Genomic DNA, 19,787 nt, shown 5'->3' with positions numbered 1-19,787 from the left:
GCTGCACTGCACGCCCCTACGCATGTCCATTCACGCCGCACTCCACCACGTCACCCACTACACATACGACCGCCTGGTGCAGTTGGGCCCGCAAGTCGTGCGACTGCGCCCCGCGCCCCATTGCCGCAGCAATGTGATCTCGTATTCGCTGCGGGTCGAACCGGCCGAGCACTTCGTCAACTGGATGCAGGACCCGTTCGCCAACTACCAGGCGCGGCTCGTGTTCCCCGAAAAAACGCGCGAGTTCAAGGTCACGGTCGACCTCGTGGTCGAGATGGCGGTCTACAACCCCTTCGACTTCTTTCTCGAGCCGCAGGCCGAGAACTTTCCGTTCAAGTACACGGCCTCGCAGGCCGAAGAGCTGGCGCCCTACCTCGTGGCCGACCCGGTCACGCCGCTGCTGGAGGCCTACCTCGACAAGGTCGATCGCAAGGAGCAGCGCACCATCGACTTCCTGGTCGGCATCAACCAGCAGGTGCAGCAGGACGTCAACTACCTCATCCGCATGGAGCCCGGCGTGCAGACGCCGGAAGAAACGCTCACCAACGGCAGCGGCTCGTGCCGCGACTCGGGCTGGCTGCTGGTGCAGCTGCTGCGCCACATGGGCCTGGCCGCGCGCTTCGTGTCGGGCTACCTGATCCAGCTCACGCCCGACGTGAAGGCGCTCGACGGCCCGAGCGGCACCACGGTCGACTTCACCGACCTGCACGCCTGGTGCGAGGTGTTCCTGCCGGGCGCCGGCTGGATCGGCCTCGATGCCACCTCGGGCCTCATGGCCGGCGAAGGCCACATTCCGCTGGCCTGCACGCCCTCGCCATCGAGCGCCGCGCCCATCGAGGGCGGCGTCGACGAGTCCGAGGTCGAGTTCAGCCACGAGATGAAGGTCACGCGCATCTACGAATCGCCGCGCGTCACCAAGCCCTACACCGAAGAACAATGGGCCGAAGTGCTCGCGCTCGGCGACGCGGTCGATGCGCGCCTCGTGGCCGGCGACGTGCGCCTCACCATGGGCGGCGAGCCCACCTACGTGGCCACCAGCGACCGCGACGCGCCCGAATGGAACACCGACGCGCTCGGCCCCACCAAGCGCGGCTACGCCACCGAGCTCGTGCACAAGCTGCGCGCCGAGTACGGCCAGGGCGGCTTCCTGCATTTCGGCCAGGGCAAGTGGTACCCGGGCGAGCAGCTGCCGCGTTGGGCGCTGTCGATCTTCTGGCGCGCCGACGGCCAGACGCTGTGGCACGACCCCGAACTGTTCGCCGACGAGCGCGTGCCCACGCACTACACAAGCGAAGACGCACGCCGCTTCACCACCGTGCTGGCGCACAAGCTGGGCCTCACCGAGCGCTACATGCAGCCCGGCTACGAAGACACCTACTACTACCTCTGGCGCGAACGTCGCCTGCCGGTGAACGTCGACCCCTTCGACTCCAAGCTCGACGACGAACTCGAACGCGTGCGCCTGCGCCGCGTGTTCACGCAGAAGCTCGACGCCGTCATCGGCTACATGCTGCCCATCGAACCCGGCAACGCGAACAGCGACACGCCCGCGCTCGCCGGCCCCGGCTGGAAGACCGGGCCGTGGTTCCTGCGCGACGACCGCCTCTTCCTGATCCCGGGCGATTCGCCCATGGGCTACCGCCTGCCGCTCGACTCGCAGCCGTGGGCCAGCAAGGGCGACTACCCGTACCTTATCGAGCGCGACCCGACCGCGCCGCGCGGCGCGTTGCCGAGTGCCTCCGACTACCGCGCGCGCTATGCCACCGCCACCACGGCAGCCGGCGCCGAGCTGGGCGACGTGCCCTACACCTTCGGCACGCCGCCCGTGGTGGCCGCGTCGCTGCGCATGCAGAGCCCCGGCGATGCGGCGAAGGGCGATGCGGCACATGGCGATGCAGCAGCAGCAACGGCCGCTGATGCCGCGAGTGCCTCCGCCACACCCGCCACGCGCCAACCGTTGCGCGGCGAATCCGCCCACTGGGTCACGCGCACCGCACTGTGCGTCGAGGTGCGCGACCCGCGCCGAGCCAACGGCCCCGCGGCCGAGAAGAAGGGCAGCGCCTCGGGCGTGCTCTACGTCTTCATGCCGCCGCTCGCGCGCCTGGAGGACTACCTCGACCTCGTCGCCGCCATCGAAGCCACCGCGCAGCAACTCGGCGTGCGCATCGTGATGGAGGGCTATCCGCCGCCGCGCGACCCGCGCCTGAAGATGCTGGCCGTGACGCCCGACCCGGGCGTGATCGAGGTCAACATCCACCCGGCCCACAACTGGAAGGAACTGGTCGACCACACCGAGTTTCTCTACAACGCCGCGTTCGAAACCCGCCTGTCGGCCGAGAAGTTCATGACCGACGGCCGCCACACCGGCACCGGCGGCGGCAACCACTTCGTGATGGGCGGCGCCACGCCCGCCGACAGCCCCTTCCTGCGCCGGCCCGAGCTGCTGGCCAGCCTACTGCTCTACTGGCACAACCACCCGTCGCTGAGCTACCTGTTCTCGGGCATGTTCATCGGCCCGACGAGCCAGGCGCCGCGCGTGGACGAAGCGCGCAACGACCAGGTCTACGAGCTTGAAATTGCGCTGAAAGAAATCGCCAAGAACCGCGAGATCTATGGCCAGAACATGCCTGCGTGGCTGGTCGACCGCACGCTGCGCAACATCCTGATCGACGTGTCGGGCAACACGCACCGCAGCGAGTTCTGCATCGACAAGCTCTACTCGCCCGACTCCAGCACCGGCCGCCTCGGCCTGCTTGAACTGCGCGCGTTTGAAATGCCGCCGCATGCCCGCATGAGCATCGCGCAGCAGCTGCTGATTCGCGCCCTCGTCGCGCGCTTCTGGGACGCGCCTTACCAGGCGCCCGTCACCCGCTGGGGCACCGAGCTGCACGACCGCTTCCTGCTGCCGACCTTCGTCAAGATGGACTTCGACGACGTCATCAGCGAAATGCGCCAGGCCGGCTTTGCGTTCGATGCCGACTGGTTCGCGCCGCACTTCGAGTTCCGCTTCCCGCTCGTGGGCCAGATGCAATCGATGGGCGTGGAACTGTCGCTGCGTAACGCGCTCGAGCCCTGGCACGTGATGGGCGAAGAAGGCTCGGCCGGTGGCACGGTGCGCTATGTCGATTCGTCGCTGGAGCGCATCGAGGTGCGCGTGACCGGCCTGAACGAAAGCCGCCACGTCGTCACCGTCAACGGCAAGGTGCTGCCGCTGCAGCCCACCGGCGTCACCGGCGAGTTCGTGGCCGGCGTGCGCTACAAGGCGTGGAACCCGCCCTCGGCGCTGCACCCGAGCATCCCGGCCCACGCACCGCTGACCTTCGACCTCGTCGACACCTGGATGAAGCGCTCGCTGGGCGGCTGCCAGTACTTCGTCGCCCACCCGGGCGGGCTCAACTACGACACCTTCCCGGTCAACGCCTACGAGGCCGAAAGCCGTCGCCACTCGCGCTTCACCCGCATGGGCCACACGCCGGGCCTGCTGCGCACGCCACCGGCCACCATCGACCTGCCGGGCAGCCGGGAGTTTCCGTTCACGCTGGACTTGCGACGTTGAAGAGTGAAGGGGACTCTGTTCGTGCGGGGGCAGTTACTTCTTGCTGCGCGCGTTCGGGGTCTTCTTCTCTTCGGGCGTCACGAAGCCGATGGGCCGCCTGGGCGGATCGGGTGGCGTCGTCAGCGCCTTGATGGCATCGAACACCTGGCGCAGCTGGCTGCGCGTGTTGTTGCTGAACGATTCCTGCCGCATGTCGATCAGCTCGGTTTTTTCTTCCAGCTCGCTCAAGCGCCTGGCCAGGTCCTGGTGCGTGGTGACCAGTGCCCGGACCCGCACGAAAGTGCGCATGATTTCGATGTTGACTGCGATGGCGCGCGGGCTGCCGAGCACCGAGGACAACATCGCCACGCCTTGCTCGGTGAACACATAGGGCGCCGTGCGTCGGCCGCCGCGGCCGGTGTTTGAGGTCACAGTTTGTGACCTCAAAGCCGCCCACTCCTCAGGCGAGAGCTGGAACATGAAATCGGCCGGAAAGCGTTCGGCATTGCGCTTGACCGCCTGCACCAGCACCTTGGTCTGCACGTCGTAGAGCACCGCCAGATCGGAATCCAGCATCACGCGCTGCTCACGCAATGACAGGATGCGGCTCTCGATATGCGGTTGCAGCGGTGAGTTGGAGGATGCCGCGTTCATGTGAAGAGGTGGATTGGTTTTTTGATTATGACTACCGCTATTCGTGCACGGACCTTCAACGCCTTCATTTCGCCTCGCCGGACCGCTCGCAGGGCCCCGGTGACGGTGATGTGACAATCTCCCCCCTGTGGAACCCCTGAACGAATCCCTGTTCGACGCCCAGGCCCCGGAGCATCCGGCGGCGCTGGCGTCGTCGCTCGCGCCGGCGGCCCTGCCCGGGCATTTCGACGAATTGCGGGGAGAGGCGACGCCTGCGGTGCCCTCGCGGCCCCTGCCGGGCGCTGCCCCGGCGCCCGCCGCGGCACCGCTGCTGTACGACACCGCGGGGGAGCGACCGGCTCCGTCGCAATCGCAGTCCCAGTCCCCCTCGTCCTCCCAATCCCAGTCCCAGGGACCGGAACCCTCTTCTTCCAGCGACCAGCCCCCCCTCACCCCCGCCTGGAACGCCTTCTTCGAACAGCTCGGCCCCGGTGGCTTCAATGACCTGCCCCGCCGCGCGGTCAGCCTCGAGCGGCAGATCCGTGACAACGGCGTCACCTACAACGTGTACGCCGACGCCAATGGGCCGCAGCGGCCGTGGTCGCTCGACCTGTTCCCGCTGATCGTCTCGCCCGAGAGCTGGGCGCAGATCGAGGACGGTGTGCAGCAGCGCGTGCGCGTGCTCGACCGCGTGATGGCCGATGCCTACGGCCCGCAGCAGTTGCTGGCCGAGGGCCTGTTGCCGCCGGCGCTGGTGCGCGGCCATCCGGGCTACCTGCGCGCGCTGCACGGCGTGAAGCCCGCGGGCGACACCTGGCTGCACATTGCCGCCTTCGACCTCGCGCGCGGCCCCGATGGCAACTGGTGGGTGGTGTCGCAGCGCACGCAGGCGCCTTCGGGCCTGGGCTACCTGCTGGAGAACCGCCTCGCGATCACGCGGCAGTTTCCGCAGGCCTTCGAGGCGCTGCACGTGCAGCGGCTGGCCGCCACCTATAGCGCCATGATGGAAGGCCTGCAGCGCATGTGCCCGTCGGGCTCGCCGCCGCACATCGCGCTGCTCACGCCCGGCCCGTACAACGAAACCTACTTCGAGCACGCCTACCTGGCGCGCTACCTCGGCCTCACGCTGGTCGAGGGCAGCGACCTCACGGTGCGCGACCAGCGCGTGTACCTGAAAACGCTGCAGGGCCTGCGCCCCGTGCACGGCCTCATCAAGCGGCTCGACGACCAGTTCCTCGACCCGCTGGAGCTGCGCCCCGACTCCACGCTCGGCGTGCCGGGCCTGCTGCAGGCGATCCGCGCGGGCAACCTGCTGGTGGCCAACATGCCGGGCTCGGCCTTTCTTGAGTCGCCCGCGCTGCTGGGCTTCCTGCCGGGGCTGGCGCTGCGGCTCATCGGCGAGAAGCTCAAGCTGCCGGCACTGCCGACCTGGTGGTGCGGCGAACGCGCCTCGCTCGAGGCCGTGCTGCCGCAGCTCGGCGAGAGCGCCATCAAGCCGACCTACCCCGGTTTCGAGGGGCGCGCCAGCTTCGACGCGGTGCTCGGCAGCCAGCTCGGCCGCCGCGAACTCGACGAATGGGCCGGCCGCATCGTGCGCGAAGGCGACGTCCACACGGTGCAGGGCTACCTGCCGCTGTCGCAGATGCCGACCTGGGCCAGTGACCTCGGCCCCGGCCACATCGCACCGCGCGCGCTGATGCTGCGCGTGTTCGCGGTGAGCGACGGCCCGCAGTCGTGGCGCGTGCTGCCCGGCGGGCTCGCGCGCCTCGCGGGCCCCGACGCGCAGATCGCCTCCATGCAGCGCGGCGGCAGCAGTGCCGACGTCTGGGTGCAGACGCACGGCGAGGTCGACCGCACCACGCTGCTGCAACCGCACGCCACGCCGGCCTCGCTCGCGCGGCATCGCGCGCCGGTCACCAGCCGCGCGGCCGAGAACATGTTCTGGCTCGGCCGCTACACCGAGCGCGCCGAGAACGCGGTGCGACTCGCGCGGCTCACGCTCAACCTGCTGGGCAGCGAAGACCAGTCGTCGCGCCCGCTGCTCGAATGGCTGCACCGCATGGCGGTGCGCAATTCGCTGGTGCCGGCCGAGGCGCCGGGCAGCGCGCCATCACAAGACACCACGCGGGCGACGCATTCGCGCCGCGTGTTCGAACGCGCACTCATCGCCGAGCTGGGCGACGTCGACGACGGCGGCAGCGTGGGCTACAGCCTGCGCAGCATCCGGCAGGCCGCGGCGGCCGTGCGTGAACGGCTGTCGCAGGACAACTGGAACCAGATCGTGCGCGCCGAAAGCGACTTCCTGCGGCGCGCGGCCGAGCAGGCCAGCGAAGGCAGCTTTGCCGCCGGCGCCGCCCTGCGCGCACTCGAATCCGCCAGCACCGCGCTGGCCGCCATGACCGGCGCGCAGACCGACCGCATGACACGCGACGACGCCTGGCGGCTGCTGTCGATCGGCCGCCACATCGAACGGCTGGCCTTTTTGTCGAGCGCGCTCGAGGCCGGCTTTGCCAACGGCGCGGTGCACGAGGTGAGCGGCTTCGAGGCCATGGTGGCGCTGTTCGACAGCACCATCACCTTCCATGCGCGCTACCAGCAGCGCCGCGACGTCGCCACGCTGGTCGACCTTCTGGTGCTCGATGCCGAGAACCCGCGCTCGCTGGCCTGGGTCACGCAGACGCTGCGCGGGCGCATCGCGCGGCTCGCGGGCAGCGCGCCGGGCAAGCTCACGGCCCTGTCGTACGAGCTGCCCGACCCGGCCACCTGGACGCTCGAACACCTGTGCGCCGCCGGCCCCGGCGCCGACTACCCCGCGTTGGTGCAGCTGCTCGCCACCTGCGAGACGGCGGCGTACCACGTGTCGGACGCCATCGGCACGCGCTACTTCACGCTCACCTCGGAATCGCTGCGCTCCGTCGGCGCCTGATTCCGCAGACACACATACAACGATATTTCGAAGGAGGCATTTCCATGCCAGGCATCGCCCTCAACCGCCGTCTCACACTGACCGCCGCCAGCCTCCTGGTCGGCCTCGCGCTCGCCGGTTGCGGCAAGCAGGAGCCCGCCGCGCCCGGGGCCGCATCGGCACCGCCGCCCGCTGCCGCGCCGCGCGTGCTGGTCGTCGGCACCGACGCGGCCTACACGCCCTTCGAATCGCAGAACGAAAAAGGCGAGGTCGTGGGCTTCGACATCGACGTGGTGAAGGCCGTCGCGCAGAAGGCCGGCATCGAGGTGAAGTTCGTCAACACGCCGTGGGAAGGCATCTTCAACACGCTCGACCTGGGCGACCGCGACCTGCTGGTGTCGGCCATCACGATCACGCCCGAGCGCCGCCAGACGATGGACTTCTCGCAGCCCTACTTCGAGGCCCGCCAGCTCATCGCAGTGAAGAGCGATTCGACGGTCGCGAAGTTCGACGACATCAAGAAGCTCAAGGTCGGCGTGCAGAACGGCACCACCGGCGACGAGGTGGTGGGCAAGCTGCTCGGCAAGTCGAGCACCGACATCAAGCGCTTCGAGTCGACGCCGCTGGCGCTCAAGGAACTCGAAGCCGGCGGCGTGCAGGCCGTGGTGGCCGACAACGGCGTGGTGGCTCACTACCTGGCCAACAACCCGGGCGGCGGCTTCAAGACGGTGAGCGACGCCGGCTTCTCGGCCGAGCAGTACGGCATCGCCGTGAAGAAGGGCAACGCCGAGCTGCTCGCGAAAATCGACAAGGGCCTGGCCGACATCAAGGCCGACGGCACCTACGCCAAGATCTACGCCGCGCACTTCGGCGCCGAATCCAAGTAAGCAACAGGCCCGCGCGATGCTGCTGCACGTCACCCACGAAACGCGCTACGCGTACGCGCCGGCGGTCGAGACGGCGCAGCACCTGGCGCACCTGCGCCCGCTGGCCACCGCGTCGCAGGAGCTCGTGAGCCACCAGCTCACGATCGACCCCGCACCGGCGCAGCACACCGAAGTGCCCGACCTGTACGGCAACACGCGCGCCTTCTTTGCGCTCGAGGCCACGCACGACCACCTCATCGTGACGGCCGAGAGCGTCGTGAAAACCTCGGAGCCCGTGCTCTCGCCCGCCGTGGCGCGCGAGCTGCCCTGGGAGACCGTGCGCGAGCGCTTCCGCTTTCGCAAGGATGCGCCCTTCGACCCCGCCTCGGAGTTCGTGTTTCCCTCGCCGTATGTGCCGCGCCACGACGACTTTGTTGCGTACGCGCGCGCCAGCTTCGTGCCCGAGCGTCCCACCTTCGACGTGGCGATGGACCTCACCGAGCGCATGTACCGCGACTTCGCCTACGACGCCGACAGCACCGAGATCAACACCCCCGCCGTCGACGCCTTGGCGCAGCGCAAGGGCGTGTGCCAGGACTTCGCCCACATCCTCATCGCGTGCTTTCGCGCCATGGGCCTGCCGGCGCGCTACGTGAGCGGCTACCTGCTCACGCAGCCCCCGCCGGGCCAGCCGCGCCTGGTGGGCGCCGACGCCTCGCACGCGTGGGTGTCGGTGTATCTGCCCGGCGAGGGCGAAGGCCCCGAGAGCGCAGGCGGTTGGGCCGACTTCGACCCCACCAACGGCCGCCAGCCCGGCGAGGACTACGTCACGCTCGCCATCGGGCGCGACTACTCCGACGTCTCGCCGATGCGCGGCGTACTGCATGGCGGCGCGCGCCACACGCTGCATGTCGGCGTGACCGTGCAACCCGTGGGGGAAGTGGTCGCGTTGCCGCAGTCGCCGACGCAAACACAGACACAATCACCCCCGTCATCGTCATCACCCCCAGATCAGGAGTCTCCATGAGCGTTTACGACAAGCTTTCCAGCCTCGGCATTTCCCTGCCCCCGGTTTCCGCACCCGCCGCCGCCTACGTGCCCTTCGTGCAGACCGGCAACCTCGTGTTCCTGTCGGGCCACATCGCCAAGAAGGACGGCAAGGTCTGGGCCGGCCAGCTCGGCGCCAACATCAGCACCGACGAAGGCAAGCAGGCCGCACGCGCCATCGCCATCGACCTGCTCGGCACGCTGCACGCGGCCGTGGGCGACCTCAACAAGGTCAAGCGCATCGTCAAGGTGATGAGCCTCGTGAACTCGGTCGGCACCTTCACCGAGCAGCACCTGGTGACCAATGGCGCCAGCGAGTTCTTCGCCGAAGTCTTCGGCCCCGAAAAGGGCGCGCATGCACGCAGCGCTTTCGGCGTGGCGCAGATCCCGATGGGCGCCTGCGTCGAGATCGAGCTGATCGCCGAGATCGGCTGATGTTTCTCTCGGGCGGCTCAGCCTCAATGGATGAGTCGTCCGCCGTTGCCGATCATCGACAACGTCACAGGGTGCGGACGCGCTCCCGGGTCGTCGCCCCCCGACACCGGAATCCCCTCGATCTCACGCCGAAGCATCAGCTTCATGGCGTCCTGCATCGAGCGGCGTGGTGAAGCGGCCAGCGCGGTGCGCGCCGCCTCCACCGTCACCATCGCCACCACGTACCCTTCCAGCGAGAAGTAGCTGAACTCGTCGCGGCCCATGTGGCTGCGCATGTCCTGCTGGTAGCGCTGCACCAGCGGCGACGTTGCCAGGCGCGGGTTGGGCATGACCTGCGAGATCACGGTGCCACGCGCCGCCGGCCCCACGCTCTTCGCGAGCGCCTCGCCGTTGACGATCGAGAGCATGTACGGCGTCGGACGTGTGATGCCACTCTCCGCCGCCAGCCCCGACAACAGCTTCACCCCACACGGCGTCACGCACAGCGCGAACAGCGCGTCGGGCTTCGCTGCGCGCACGCTGGCGGCCAGCGCGGCGCCGTCCATCTGCGCCAGCGCCACGCCCTGCTGCCCCACGAGTTCGATGCCCGCGCCGCGCAGCGCGATTTCGAGCGCCGCAAATGCGTCGCGCCCCAGCCCGTCGTCTTGCCAGACCGCGAACGCGCGCCGCTGCCGCACCGACACCGCCTGCGCGACAAGCTGCCGCACCTCGTCGGCATAGCTCGCGCGCAGGTGGTAGATGAGCGCACGCTGCGCGCCGTGCAGCGCCGAGGCGCCGGTCATTGCGCCGATCAGCGGCGTGCCCGCCTCGCGCATCATCGGGTAGGCCGCGTCGATGTGCGAAGTGCCGGCCGACAGGCCCAGCGCATCGACCTTGTCCTGCACCACGAGCTGCCGGATGTTCTGCGTGTGGCGCTCCACCGAATAGCCGTCGTCCAGCGCGCGCCACACCAGCTTGTGACGCCCGAGCAGGCCGTCGCGCTGCACGCGCGCCAGGTAGGCGTCGATGCCGTCCTTCACGTTGCGCCCGGCCTCGCCGAGCGGCCCGCTCAGCGGCAGCGACTGCCCCACCACGATCTCGTCGGCGCGGCCCGGCAGGCCGAGAAAGAGAAGACCCAGAAGCGCAAGCCAGCGGTAGACCATCGTCGTGTCGTCCTTGCCGGCGTCGCCGGCCATGGGGCAGCCTGAAGCAGGCGGGCCCCGATCTTGGCGGCGCACCGCACGCGGCGGCCATCGGACATTTCCGGCCGACGCTACGGGGAACCGTGCTGCTCGCAAACCCTCGGGCGCGGGGTGCGTGGCGCGGCCCGCGTCCTATCATGCAGCGCGCCACCGCCCACCCCATGACCGATCCCGCACCCGAGCGCCTGCCGGACATTCCCTTCGACACCATCGTGGAACAGATGGTCGCGGGCATCTACGTGATCCAGGACGACCGCTTCGTGTACTGCAACGCGACCTGGGCCGGCATTGCGGGCTACACGGCCGAGGAAGCGACCGGCATGTCGCTCGCGCAGATCGTGCCGCCCGACTTTCTCGAGGTCGTGCGCTCGCGCATCAGCGCCCGGCTGGCGGGGCTGCCGCCGAGCATGCACTTCATCACGCGCGGCCTGCACCGTGACGGCCGCGTGCGCTTTGTCGAAGTGCACGGCTCGCGCATCACCTACCGCGGCCGGCCCGCCGTGATGGGCGTGGGCGTCGACGTGACCGAGCGCGTGCGCCACGAGGAAGAACGCCAGCGCTCGCGCGAGCAGCTGCAAGCCCTGGCCGCCTACACCGCCAACAAGCTCGAAGAGCAACGGCTGGCGCTGTCACGCGATGTGCACGACGTGCTCGGCGGCATGCTGACCTCGATCAAGATGGACGCCACGCGCATCCAGCGCCGCGCCGACAACCCCGAGGTGCAGGCGCTCACGCAGGGCCTGATCGCGCTCACGCAGCAGACCATCGACACGGTGAAGCAGATCTCCGAAGCGCTGCGCCCCAGCGCGCTCGACCACCTCGACCTGTCGGTGGCGCTCGCGAACGAGCTGCAGGCTTTCACGCGGCGCTCGGGCGTGCCGCATTCCCTGGACGCCGACGCACCCGCACTGCGGCTCGCGCCCAAGCACGCAACGGCGGTCTACCGCATCTTCCAGGAAGGCCTGACCAACATCTCGCGCCACTCGAAGGCACAGCACGTCGACGTGCGCTTGCGCGTGGAAGGCGAGCGCCTGCAACTCGTGCTGCACGACGACGGCTGCGGCTTCGACGTCGACGCGCCCGAGGGCAGCGCGCTCGGCCTGTTGAGCATGCGCGAGCGCGCACGCGAGATCGGCGGCGAACTGCACATCCGCTCGGCGCCGGGCGCGGGCACACGGCTCGCGCTGAGCGTGCCGCTGCACCAGGAGAGCGGCGCCGCATGATCGACATCCTGATGGTCGACGACCACACGATCTTCCGCTCGGGCCTGCAGCGCCTGCTGCTCGACGAGACCGACCTGCGCACCACGGCCGAGGCCGGCAACGGCGCCGAGGCGCTCGAGCTCGTGCGCCAGCGCCGCTTCGACGTGGTGCTGCTCGACATCAACATGGAAGGCCGCAACGGTCTGGAGGTGCTGGCCTCGATGCGCGCCGCGCAGCCCGCGCTGCCGGTGCTCATGCTGTCGATGTACGCCGAGGAACAGTACGCGCTGGTCGCCATCCAGGCCGGCGCGCGCGGCTACATCGCCAAGGATGCGGAGCCCGCCGAGCTGGTGCGCGCGATCCGCTGCGTGGCGGCCGGCGGCCAGTACCTCAGCGCGCGTGCCGCCTCGCAGGTGAGCGGGCAGCTCGAAGGCCGCGACGACCGCCCCGCACACCAGCGGCTCACCGTGCGCGAGCACCAGATCATGCTCATGATGCTCAAGGGCCTGTCGCTCACCGCCATCGGCGACGAGATGCTCATCAGCGTGAAGACCGTGAGCACGCACCGCAGCAACATCCTCGACAAGCTGGGCGTGGCCAGCACGGCGGAGCTGGTGCTCTATGCCGTGCGGCACGGGATCATCCAGTAGATCGAGCGCTTCAGGAACTCAACGGGTGCCGTTGCGCAGCGGATCGACGGACTCTGGCAGCGCGTTGAAGTCGATCTGCTGGAACAGGAACTCGCGCTGCTGCGGCGACAGCAGCGAATAGCGCGGCCAGAAGAACAGGTAGTCGTCGGCCGACATGCGCGGCTGGTTGTCGAAGACCATCCGCTTGCTGCACAGCAGGCACACGAAGTTGGTCCAGTTGTTCCAGGTCGTCTGGCCGTCGAACATGCGGCTCGGTGCGCCGTAGCGGGCAAAGCTCGCCGTGTGGCCGATGAACTTGTCCGACAGCGCCTTGCGGCTGCTCGCATTCGCGGGGCTCCAGGCAAAGCGCATGAAGTTCGGCTCGTCGGTCACGAAGTTGCCGAACAGCGCCGCCACGTCGATGCCGTGGAACGCGCCGAAGGTGTCCTTCCAGGGCTGCGGCGTGTCGTCCCAGTTGTAGTTGTAGCGGTAGATGTCGCCGTTCTGCAGGCGCAGCACGCGGATCACGTTGTCGATCACGTTGTCCAGCGCGTAGCTGATGACTTCGTGGGTCTGCGTGTAGATCGGCCGGAACTCGGGCTTGATCAATTGGTTGAAGGTGACGGTGCCGGGCGGCGCGTAGTTGGCCAAGTTCCAGAACTCCTGCTGCGAAGGCTGGCCCATGCCGAACAGGAAGGCGAAGTACGAGCCCTCGTCGTGCGTGGAGCCGATCATCAGCGGCATCTTGTTGTAGTTGCCCGCAATCAGGCCGGGCAGCCCGCTCCCGCGGATCACCGTGCCGTCGGTGAAGTGGCCCGGCACCACGGGGCTGGGCGTGAACTTCATGATCTGCGCCGCGCTCGCGCCGCGCAGCAAGGCGGCGATGTCGGCTTGGCTCATGGTCAGGCGCTGCGCCGCGGCCTGCAGCGCGGTCGACGCGCGGCCGGTGTCGACCAGCAGGCTGTCGATGAGCGAGTCGGCCGCCAGCGTGCCCACCACCGGCGGGTAGGCGTTGGGCACGCCCGACATGCACACCGCGCGATGGAACTTGCCGTCGGCCAGCGGCGACTGCAGCAGGCCCCAGGTGTTGATGCAGCCGGCCGACTGGCCCGCCACCGTCACCAGCCCCGCGTTGCCGCCGAAGGCGCGGGCGTTGGCCTTCACCCAGTCGAGCGCGCGCACCAGGTCGAGCGTGGTGAAGTTGCCCGAGTCGTCCAGCGCATTGCCGGTCTTCATCGCCGGGTGGTTCAGCCAGCCCAGCATGCCCATGCGGTACTGCACCGTGACCACCACCATGTTGGCCTTCTGCGCCAGGTAGGCCCCGTCGTAGGCCGGCTCGCGCGCCGAGCCCTTGGTGTTGCTGCCGCCGTGGATCCAGAAGAACACCGGCAGGTTCTCGGCGCTGGAGTTCGGGCGCCACACGTTGAGGTACAGGCAGTCCTCCGTGCCCACAGGCTGGCCGAAGGTGGCCGGATCGGGCTCGCCGAAGGGGTTGCCGACCTGCGCGCACATCCCGGCCAGTGTGGTCGCAGCACGCGCGCCGCTCCACGGCTGCGGCGGCTGCGGGGCGCGCCAGCGCAGGGTGCCGACTGGCGGCTGTGCGAAGGGAATGCCCAGGAAGGCGTGCGTGTTGTTGGCGGCAACCTTGCCGTAGATCTGGCCGGCGTCGAGCGTGCGCGTGAGGCTCTGGTTGTAGGCGGCCAGCGCGGGCACCGCGAGCACGGCGAGCGCCCACAGGACCGTCGTACGAAGCAGCAGGCGCAAAAGGCCTGGAAGGGAACGGCAGCGATGCATGGTGGTTGTCTCCTCGAGGTGGATGCGGCAGGCTCTGACGGCCAGGGTCATGCATCGATTCTCGTGAGCACCCTGCGCCGCCGCCTCGGTGTCATCGGAGGGCCGCAGCAAGAATCCGCCGATTGACATCCGGGCCGCAAAGGGCCATGCAAGGCCGCTCATCCGTTCGGCATACTCGACGGCGTCCCCTCGTTGCCTTGCCCCATCGCCATGCATTCACACGACGCGCCTCCCGCCCCCGACAACGCCCTGCGCGCACTGGAAGAAAAGCTCGGCATCGCCCTGCCCCCGGCCCTGCGCGGCTGCTACGCCACAGCCAACGGCGGCCGCTTCGGCGATCCGCAGCGGCGCGATGCCGAGTGGCAGCTGCACCCGGTGCGCGACAGCAGCGACCGCAAGCAGCTAAAGCGCACGGCGGAAGACATCCTTCACTTCACGCAGATCGCACTGAGGAACACGCACTTTCCGCGTCACGGCCTCAGCATCGCGCACGACTACACGATGAGCCGCCAACTGCTGGTGCTGCGCGACGAAGCCACCGGCGTCATTGGCGACGAAATCTTCCTGTTCGAGGCCCACACCGCCCGGTGGTCTGCGCCCTATGCAAGCGACCTGCGCGCGGCGATGGCGCAGCAGCGCATTCCCGAAACGGTACAGCCCGACCCGTCGCGCGCGCTGCCGGTCTTCCGCTACCACGCAGACCCCTTCGCATCCGGCGTGATGCGCGCGGCAAGCGACACCTGCGAATGCTGCGGGCAGGCGACCGGCTACATCTACGACGGCAGCTTCTACGCCGTGGGCGATGCCTCGCAGTTCTGCCCCTGGTGCATTGCCGACGGCTCGGCCGCGGCGAAGTTCGACGGCGAATTCAACGACGCCGACTCCGTCGGCATGGGCGAGGTCGCGCTGCCGCCGGCGGTGGTGGACGAGGTGTCCCGGCGCACGCCCAGCTTCTTCAGCTACCAGCAGGAGCAGTGGTGGGCGCACTGCAACGACGCGGGGTGCTTTCTCGGCGAGATCGAGCATGTCGACCGCGCGCTGCTGGCCTCCGAGTCGGCGCGCGCGTTCAAGCAGGACATGCAGGCGCAGGAACAGCTGCCGACCGAGGCCGAGTGGCAGTGGCTGCTTGCCACGCCCTCGCGCGAGCGCCACGCCGCCGTTTACGTGTTCCGCTGCCTGCACTGCGGCACGCTGGGCGGCTACAGCGATTGCACCTGAGCCGCCGGGTTCTCGCAGCAGCAGCGGCTGCTGTTGCTACTTTCGCTTCCAGCTCGCCACTGTGATGAACACGCCGGTTTCCTTCGCGTCGCGCAGGCGCACGCTGTAGCGGCCCGCGCCGTCGGTGCCGTTGAAGACGACCTCGCGGCCCTCTTCGTCCAGCGTCGCGCCCTTGGCGAGTTCGCGGTAGGTGTCGACCAGCTTGGCGATCGGCTCGTAGCTGCGCAGCGTGACCTCGGCGTCGGGCAGCTGCGCTTCGGGGCGCTGCGAGCGCTCGTAGGCCGTGCGCATCGGCAGGCCAGCCAGGCCCTTGGGCAGCACGATCTTGCCGGCGCTGGCGGAGCTGTTCACCTCGGCCGTCTGCACCAGCATCGGATGCAGTGACGCGGGGAAGCCCGGCGGCAACTGCGCGACGCGCCAGCCCGGCACGTTGGGCTGGCCGGTGATGTATTCGACGCTGGCGATCTTCTGCGCAGCCGCCACGTCCGCCGGATCGTCGCTCTCGGCCATGGCCGCGAGGTACGACGGCAGCTGCTTGCTCCAGGCCACCAGCGGCGCGGCGTCGGTCTGATTGGCACCGGCGTGCTGGAAGACCGACAGCACGGTCTGCGGCAAGGGGTTGCACACCTTGGGGTCGTCGCGCTTCGCGGCGGCGCGGCAATGGCCGTTGACGAGGCCCACCGCCTGCACGCGGCCGTCGGCATCGATCAGCATCGCGGCGCGCTCTTCGCCGTGACCGCCGCCGCTGACCGATGCAATGACCTGGCGGCCGTCGGGCCACACGGTGCGCGTCACGTCGAACTTCGAGCGCATGCCTTCAAGCAGCTGCTGCGCGATCAGCGTGTCGGGCTCGGTGTAGCTGCCGCGCGCGTAGCCGACCAGGCCGATCACGGCGCTGCGGATGCGCGTCTGCTCGCTCAGGCGCAGTGAGGGCGGTGGCAGCTCCGTCGTGACGGGCGCGGCGGCGTCTTGTGCATGGGCGGTGAGCGCGCAGGCGAACACCAGCGACGCCAGCGCCGACTGAATCAAGGTCTTCTTCATTCGGAAATTTCCACTTCGATGTTCGTGATCGCGGGCATGTCGCGCGGGATCGTCGTGCTGACGGAGAAGCTCAGGCCGTTGCGGCTGCCGGCGATGAAGCCGTTGTTGGACTCGATGTCCTTCAGCGGCGGCGACAGCTGCTTGTAGAACGCCAGCACCTGCTCCGGCGTGTCGACGGTCTGCAGGCGCAGCACGCGCTTGGCCTTGGCGTCGCTCAGCGCGTCTTGCGCGGTGCCGTAGATCAGCGCCTTGGGGTACAGCGGCACCTGCGCGGAGAAGGCCTTGTTGGGCCGCACGATGGGGCGTGCCGTGGTGCGCACGGCGTCCATCGTGACGTACTCGGTGGTGGCGATCTTCTCGCCCACGCCCTCGCCGCCCTGCATGCGGTCGGGAACCTGCTGGCTCCATGCGACCAGCGGTTGCGCCTTGGTGCGGTCGAAGCCGGGGCGCAGGAAGATCGAGAGCACGGCGTGCTGATCGTCGAGACAGCCGCTCGACGACGAATCCTTGCCGCAGCTGCGATGCACCAGCGCGGCAGCCAACACATCGCCGCTGCGATCGTCGACCAGCACGGCCGCGCGCTCGCCGCCGTCGTAGGGCCGGCGGTACGACGAAAGCAGTCGTTGGCCGTCAGGCAGCGCCTGCTGCTTGCGGTCGGGGCGCGAGGCCAGGCCCGAGATCAGCTGCTCGGCCAGCAGGCCTTCGGGCCAGTAGTACGAGCCCGAAGCCATGCCCGCGAAGCGCGTCACGGCAAGGTCGAGTGCGGGGGCCTGGGAGGATTCCTTCACGCGCTCGTGGTTCGGTACGAGGACGAGTTGGGGTGTCGCGTGTTGTTGGGCGACGGCGCCGAAGGAAGAGAGAAGAAGGAAAGCGAGGAAAGCGGAACGCGGTCGAAAGTGAGGCATGAAAAAAGAAAACGAACGATGCGGCTTGCCCGATGTTTGCGGACAAGTGTGTCGTTTGATTCTAGAAGGCGTTCATTGCCAAAACGCCTCGCATCTCATCGACGCGACGACCGTCTCACGGTGTGACTGCGAGCTTCGAGCACAGCAGTCGCATCGCAGCGCCGATCGGTGCGATCACCGGCACTTCGAAGCGCGGTGTCAACGCGAGTGCGGCCTGCCCGAGCGGACCACCGCCGATGATCACGGCCTGCGCGCCGTCGTCGTCGATGCAGCGTTGCACGGCCTGCGCCAGTGCGTCTTCGAGCGCCTTTGCATCGGCCGCGAGCGCACGCGGATCACCCTGCGTGAGGCGGATGCCGCTGTACTGCGCACGCAGCCCGAGCGCGGCGGCGCGCGCCTCGATGGGCACCACGAGGTCGGGCGTGACGGTCGCGATGCCGAAGCGCCGGCCGCCCTCGCCCGCCGCGAGCATCGAGGCTTCGGCGATGCCGACCACGGGCACGCCGGCTTCGCGCCGCAGCAGCTCCACGCCGGGGTCGCCGAAGGCGCTGACGATCACGCCGTCCCAGCCCTCGCCCGCTGCCGCGCGCCACACCTTGAGCACCTCGAGCGCCGCCGCGTTCAGTTCGTCTTCGTTGACGATCATCGGCGGGCCCTGCACCGCCGTGCGGCCGGTCACGCGGCAACCGGCGGGGGCTTCTGCGGACGCGATGCCGACCATCATGTCGGTGGTCGTAACGGATGCGTTGGGGTTGATGAGCAGGATGTCGGGCATGCGGAAAGGCGCTTTCTTTTGTCTTGGGAGATCGGTCGTTGCGCGGCTCAGTTCGAGCGGGCCAACGTCGCGCCTGGCGCACGGTCTTCGGGCTCGGCCTCACCGGGCAGCGGCAACGCATCGGGCGACTGGCCGTAGGTCTCGGGCACGCACTGCACGCTGATCACGAACACCGCGTACATCGCGGCGGCCAGGCCGAACACACCGACGAGCCCGAAGGCGTCGAACAAGCGGCCCGCCGCCAGCGGCATCAACGCGCCTGCCGCAGTGCCCGTCGCAAGGATGAAGGCGGTGCCGAAGGCGCGCACGCGCGTCGGGTACAGCTCGGGCGCGAAGATCCAGATGGTGGTGTTGAGCAGCAGCACGAAGAACTGGAACACCGCGCCTGCGATGAGGATCACGACGATGCTCTTGGCCACGAAGCCGATGGTCAGCGCCGCGAGGCAGGCGCACACGGCGCCGGCCGTGAGCACGCGCTTGCGCGGAAAGTGAAAGCCCAGCAGCGAGGCCGCAATGGCGCCCAGCAGGCTGCCGCCCTGCATCACCATCGTGAACAGCAGGCTCTTGGACATGCTGTAGCCCAGCGTCACGAGGATGGTCGGCATCAGCGTGAGCACCGAGATCTGCGCGCCGTAGGTCATCCAGATCGTGATGCACAGCGGCACCGTGCGCCGCGCCAGCGCGCCGCGGAAGATCTCGGTCACGCGCACCTTCGGTCGGGCGGCCTGCGCGAGCGTGCCGTCGTCGGTGATGTATTGCTGGGGCGCCGTCGGCTTGCCCGACAGCCGCCCCGAGGCGAGGCGCGACAGCACTGCGTTCGTTTCCTTCACGCGGCCTTGCGACAGCAGGAAGCGCGGCGTCTCGGGGATGTAGCGACGGTAGAAAGCGCCAAGCAGCGCCGGCACCATGAGGCAGGCGAACAGCCAGCGCCAGGCGTTGTCGCCGGGGAACATCCAGAACACCAGCAGGCCGAAGCCCGGTGCGAGGAAGTTGCCGAGGCCGCCCGCGCCCACGTTCACCATCCCCACGGCCGTGCCGCGGAACTTGGTCGAGCAGAACTCGGCCAGCATGGTGACCGCAATGGCGATCTCGCCGCCCAGCCCGAAGCCCACGACCGCGCGGCCCAGCGCCATCACCGTGAAGTTGGGCGCCATCGCGCAGATGCCTGCGCCGAGCGTGAACAGCAGCAGGTCGATCGACAGCATCACGCGGCGGCCGTAGCGGTCGGCAATGAAGCCCGAAATGATCCGCCCGATGGCCGCGCAGGCAAAGGTGACGGTGTTCAGGAAACCGATGTCCGACGCGCTCAGCCCCCACTGCTCGCGCAGCATGGGGCCGACGATGCCCACCGCGTTCTGTTCGAAGGCATCGAACAAGCAGCCGATGAGGATCAGAAAAATGATCGTGTGGTGCGAGCGCGTGACGCCGATGGTGTCGAGCGCGCGATCGAGCTCGGCGACTCGGGGCGAGTCGGGCCCGGAAGAAAGTGCAGGTCCAGCCATGAGAAACCTCTGAAGAAGGATTGAAGTGCTTGCTTGCGCGTGGCAGCCCGATGTCGCGGATCGCATCGTAGGCGGCAACGCGCCTGAACGGCATATGGATTTCACCTACTTTGATAAAT

General features: G+C 68.8%; 15 protein-coding genes. 8 read left to right on the top strand and 7 right to left on the bottom strand.

Annotated elements, in window-relative coordinates:
* The first annotated feature begins 22 nt into the window (after nucleotides 1–22).
* A complete protein-coding gene (locus tag IG196_RS10880; protein WP_192196156.1) occupies nucleotides 23–3,556 on the top strand; it encodes a DUF2126 domain-containing protein in 3,534 nt (1,177 codons plus the stop codon).
* 33 nt (nucleotides 3,557–3,589) lie between these two features.
* Here IG196_RS10880 and IG196_RS10875 read toward each other — a convergent pair whose 3' ends face one another.
* A complete protein-coding gene (locus IG196_RS10875; RefSeq protein ID WP_192196155.1) occupies nucleotides 3,590–4,189 on the bottom strand; it encodes an ORF6N domain-containing protein in 600 nt (199 codons plus the stop codon).
* A gap of 127 nt (nucleotides 4,190–4,316) precedes the next feature.
* Between IG196_RS10875 and IG196_RS10870 the strand changes: the two genes are divergently transcribed.
* Genes IG196_RS10870 through IG196_RS10855 form a run of 4 tightly spaced genes read left to right on the top strand, consistent with a single transcriptional unit; the run spans nucleotide 4,317 to nucleotide 9,421 of the window.
* Complete coding sequence (locus IG196_RS10870; protein WP_192196154.1) at nucleotides 4,317–7,094, top strand: circularly permuted type 2 ATP-grasp protein; 2,778 nt, start codon at nucleotides 4,317–4,319, stop codon at nucleotides 7,092–7,094.
* 44 nt (nucleotides 7,095–7,138) lie between these two features.
* Nucleotides 7,139–7,960, top strand: coding sequence for a basic amino acid ABC transporter substrate-binding protein (locus IG196_RS10865; protein WP_192196153.1), 822 nt, complete (start codon nucleotides 7,139–7,141; stop codon nucleotides 7,958–7,960).
* 16 nt (nucleotides 7,961–7,976) lie between these two features.
* Nucleotides 7,977–8,966, top strand: a complete 990-nt coding sequence (locus tag IG196_RS10860) for a transglutaminase family protein (protein WP_192196152.1) — start codon at nucleotides 7,977–7,979, stop codon at nucleotides 8,964–8,966.
* A complete protein-coding gene (locus IG196_RS10855; RefSeq protein ID WP_192196151.1) occupies nucleotides 8,963–9,421 on the top strand; it encodes a RidA family protein in 459 nt (152 codons plus the stop codon). The genes IG196_RS10860 and IG196_RS10855 overlap by 4 nt, the downstream gene beginning before the upstream one ends.
* A gap of 23 nt (nucleotides 9,422–9,444) precedes the next feature.
* On the opposite strand, the gene IG196_RS10850 is transcribed toward IG196_RS10855, so the two are convergent.
* Entirely contained in the window at nucleotides 9,445–10,596 is a 1,152-nt protein-coding gene (locus IG196_RS10850; protein ID WP_192196150.1) for an ABC transporter substrate-binding protein, read from the bottom strand.
* Between the two features lie 167 nt (nucleotides 10,597–10,763).
* Between IG196_RS10850 and IG196_RS10845 the strand changes: the two genes are divergently transcribed.
* Together IG196_RS10845 and IG196_RS10840 are read left to right on the top strand one after the other, a co-directional pair.
* A complete protein-coding gene (locus tag IG196_RS10845; RefSeq protein WP_192196149.1) occupies nucleotides 10,764–11,825 on the top strand; it encodes a PAS domain S-box protein in 1,062 nt (353 codons plus the stop codon).
* Nucleotides 11,822–12,454 carry a response regulator transcription factor gene (locus tag IG196_RS10840; protein ID WP_192196148.1) on the top strand — a complete coding sequence of 211 codons (633 nt, stop codon included), beginning with the start codon at nucleotides 11,822–11,824 and terminating at the stop codon, nucleotides 12,452–12,454. The genes IG196_RS10845 and IG196_RS10840 overlap by 4 nt, the downstream gene beginning before the upstream one ends.
* A gap of 18 nt (nucleotides 12,455–12,472) precedes the next feature.
* Here the strand turns inward: IG196_RS10840 and IG196_RS10835 are convergent, their stop codons facing one another.
* Nucleotides 12,473–14,227, bottom strand: a complete 1,755-nt coding sequence (locus tag IG196_RS10835; protein ID WP_192196147.1) for a carboxylesterase/lipase family protein — start codon at nucleotides 14,225–14,227, stop codon at nucleotides 12,473–12,475.
* Nucleotides 14,228–14,437: 210 nt separating this feature from the next.
* On the opposite strand from IG196_RS10835, the gene IG196_RS10830 reads away from it, so the two are divergent.
* On the top strand, nucleotides 14,438–15,445 hold the full coding sequence (locus IG196_RS10830) for a CbrC family protein (protein ID WP_192196146.1): 1,008 nt from the start codon (nucleotides 14,438–14,440) through the stop codon (nucleotides 15,443–15,445).
* Nucleotides 15,446–15,481: 36 nt separating this feature from the next.
* Here IG196_RS10830 and IG196_RS10825 read toward each other — a convergent pair whose 3' ends face one another.
* The 4 genes from IG196_RS10825 to IG196_RS10810 all read right to left on the bottom strand — a co-directional run bounded on the left by IG196_RS10825 (nucleotide 15,482) and on the right by IG196_RS10810 (nucleotide 19,668).
* Nucleotides 15,482–16,486: a hypothetical protein gene (locus tag IG196_RS10825; protein WP_192196145.1), complete on the bottom strand. Its 1,005-nt coding sequence runs from the start codon at nucleotides 16,484–16,486 to the stop codon at nucleotides 15,482–15,484.
* Nucleotides 16,483–17,274, bottom strand: coding sequence for a hypothetical protein (locus tag IG196_RS10820; protein WP_192196144.1), 792 nt, complete (start codon nucleotides 17,272–17,274; stop codon nucleotides 16,483–16,485). The genes IG196_RS10825 and IG196_RS10820 overlap by 4 nt, the downstream gene beginning before the upstream one ends.
* 232 nt (nucleotides 17,275–17,506) lie before the next feature.
* Nucleotides 17,507–18,166 (bottom strand): aspartate/glutamate racemase family protein, encoded by a 660-nt coding sequence (locus tag IG196_RS10815; protein WP_192196143.1) that lies wholly within the window; start codon nucleotides 18,164–18,166, stop codon nucleotides 17,507–17,509.
* A gap of 47 nt (nucleotides 18,167–18,213) precedes the next feature.
* Nucleotides 18,214–19,668, bottom strand: coding sequence for an MFS transporter (locus IG196_RS10810; protein WP_192196142.1), 1,455 nt, complete (start codon nucleotides 19,666–19,668; stop codon nucleotides 18,214–18,216).
* Between the last annotated feature and the right edge of the window lie 119 nt (nucleotides 19,669–19,787).

This window comes from Variovorax sp. 38R, from assembly GCF_014843395.1.
GTDB classification, from domain to species: domain Bacteria; phylum Pseudomonadota; class Gammaproteobacteria; order Burkholderiales; family Burkholderiaceae_C; genus Variovorax; species Variovorax paradoxus_H.
This window is presented reverse-complemented; position numbering and strand designations above follow the sequence as displayed.

Excerpts from the sequence above, each read along its gene's own strand:
- IG196_RS10810 (WP_192196142.1), bottom strand. The coding sequence starts at position 19,668 with ATGGCTGGACCTGCACTTTCTTCCGGGCCCGACTCGCCCCGAGTCGCC.
- IG196_RS10865 (WP_192196153.1), top strand. The coding sequence starts at position 7,139 with ATGCCAGGCATCGCCCTCAACCGCCGTCTCACACTGACCGCCGCCAGC.
- IG196_RS10875 (WP_192196155.1), bottom strand. The coding sequence starts at position 4,189 with ATGAACGCGGCATCCTCCAACTCACCGCTGCAACCGCATATCGAGAGC.
- IG196_RS10850 (WP_192196150.1), bottom strand. The coding sequence starts at position 10,596 with ATGGCCGGCGACGCCGGCAAGGACGACACGACGATGGTCTACCGCTGG.
- IG196_RS10845 (WP_192196149.1), top strand. The coding sequence starts at position 10,764 with ATGACCGATCCCGCACCCGAGCGCCTGCCGGACATTCCCTTCGACACC.
- IG196_RS10880 (WP_192196156.1), top strand. The coding sequence starts at position 23 with ATGTCCATTCACGCCGCACTCCACCACGTCACCCACTACACATACGAC.
- IG196_RS10860 (WP_192196152.1), top strand. The coding sequence starts at position 7,977 with ATGCTGCTGCACGTCACCCACGAAACGCGCTACGCGTACGCGCCGGCG.
- IG196_RS10825 (WP_192196145.1), bottom strand. The coding sequence starts at position 16,486 with ATGAAGAAGACCTTGATTCAGTCGGCGCTGGCGTCGCTGGTGTTCGCC.
- IG196_RS10855 (WP_192196151.1), top strand. The coding sequence starts at position 8,963 with ATGAGCGTTTACGACAAGCTTTCCAGCCTCGGCATTTCCCTGCCCCCG.
- IG196_RS10815 (WP_192196143.1), bottom strand. The coding sequence starts at position 18,166 with ATGCCCGACATCCTGCTCATCAACCCCAACGCATCCGTTACGACCACC.
- IG196_RS10835 (WP_192196147.1), bottom strand. The coding sequence starts at position 14,227 with ATGCATCGCTGCCGTTCCCTTCCAGGCCTTTTGCGCCTGCTGCTTCGT.
- IG196_RS10830 (WP_192196146.1), top strand. The coding sequence starts at position 14,438 with ATGCATTCACACGACGCGCCTCCCGCCCCCGACAACGCCCTGCGCGCA.
- IG196_RS10840 (WP_192196148.1), top strand. The coding sequence starts at position 11,822 with ATGATCGACATCCTGATGGTCGACGACCACACGATCTTCCGCTCGGGC.